Origin of the sequence: Streptomyces actinomycinicus (assembly GCF_016741775.1) — a bacterium.
GTDB lineage: Bacteria > Actinomycetota > Actinomycetes > Streptomycetales > Streptomycetaceae > Streptomyces > Streptomyces actinomycinicus.
Genome location: NZ_JAERRK010000062.1, coordinates 1 through 1332, shown reverse-complemented (window position 1 = coordinate 1332; position 1332 = coordinate 1). Strand labels below are relative to the sequence as shown.

1 protein-coding gene is annotated in these 1332 nt (G+C 70.3%); it reads left to right on the top strand.

Annotated elements, in window-relative coordinates; genetic code table 11:
- Positions 1-1332 (top strand): AMP-binding protein (locus JK359_RS38470; protein WP_201844376.1); only part of this gene is annotated, 1332 nt, incomplete at both ends.

Sequence of the window (1332 nt, the reverse complement as noted above, 5' to 3'; positions counted from 1 at the left end):
ACCATGCTGGTCTTCCAGAACGTCCCCGAGGCCAGCATCGACCTGCCCGGTGTGCGCAGCGTGATGGAGGCGGTCGAGTCCAGCTCGATCAAGTACGACCTCTCGTGGACCTTCTCCGAGACGCGCGCCGCCGATGACTCCGTCGCTCTGAACGGGCACCTCCAGTTCAGCCTGGACCTGTTCGACCGGGCCACGGTCGAGGCGCTCGCCCAGCGACTGCTCCTCGTCCTCCGGGCCATGGTCGCCGACCCCGCAGCCCGCATGAGCACCATCGACGTGCTGGGTGAAGAAGAGCGCCACCGCATCCTCGTGGAGTGGAACGACACCGCGGCGGAGGTCGAGCCGGCCACACTGCCCGGACTCGTCCAGGACCAGGCGAAGCGGACTCCGGACGCCGTCGCGGTGGTCGCCGGAGGCGTGGAGCTGTCGTACGCGGAGCTGAACGAGCGGGCGAACCGTCTGGCCCGGTTCCTGATCGGGCGCGGCGTGGGTCCGGAGCGGTTCGTGGCCGTGCAGATGCCGCGATCGGTGGAGCTGGTGGTGGCGCTGCTCGCGGTGGCCAAGGCCGGCGGCGCGTACATGCCGGTCGACCCCGGGTACCCCGATGACCGGAAGGCGTTCATGGTCGCTGACGCGGCGCCGGTGGTGGTGCTGACGTCGGACGGTGTGGACGTGGGTGACGTCGGCGGGACCGACGTGGTGGTCCTGGACGAGCCCGCGGTGATCCGGCAGGTGGCGCAGCAGCCGGCGACGGACGTGACCGACGACGAGCGACGCGAGCCGCTCCGGCGAGAGCACCCGGTCTACGTCATCTACACCTCCGGCTCGACGGGCCGTCCCAAGGGCGTCGTCGTCGAACACCGCAGCGTGGTGGACTACCTCGCCTACACCCGGAAGACCTATTCCGCCGCCGAGGGCGTCGCGCTGGTGCATTCCCCGGTCGCCTTCGACCTCACCGTGACGGCGCTCTACACCCCCCTGGTGTCCGGCGGCCGGATCGTCATGGCCGGCCTCGAGGACGAGGACGCCGAGACGGCAGCCCTCCTCAGCCGGACCCCGAACACCTTCCTGAAGGCGACGCCGAGCCACCTGCCCCTGCTGGAAAACCTGCCCGCGGACTACTCACCGTCCGGGCACCTGCTGCTGGGCGGCGAGGCCCTGCACAGCGAGGGACTGCACAAGTGGCGTGCGCAGCACCCCCATGCCGTCGTCAGCAACGTGTACGGGCCGACCGAAGCCACGGTCAACTGCACCGAGTTCCGCATCGAGCCCGGCCAGAAGCTCCCCGACGGCGTCGTCCCGATCGGCCGGCCCCAGTCCAATGCACAGGTC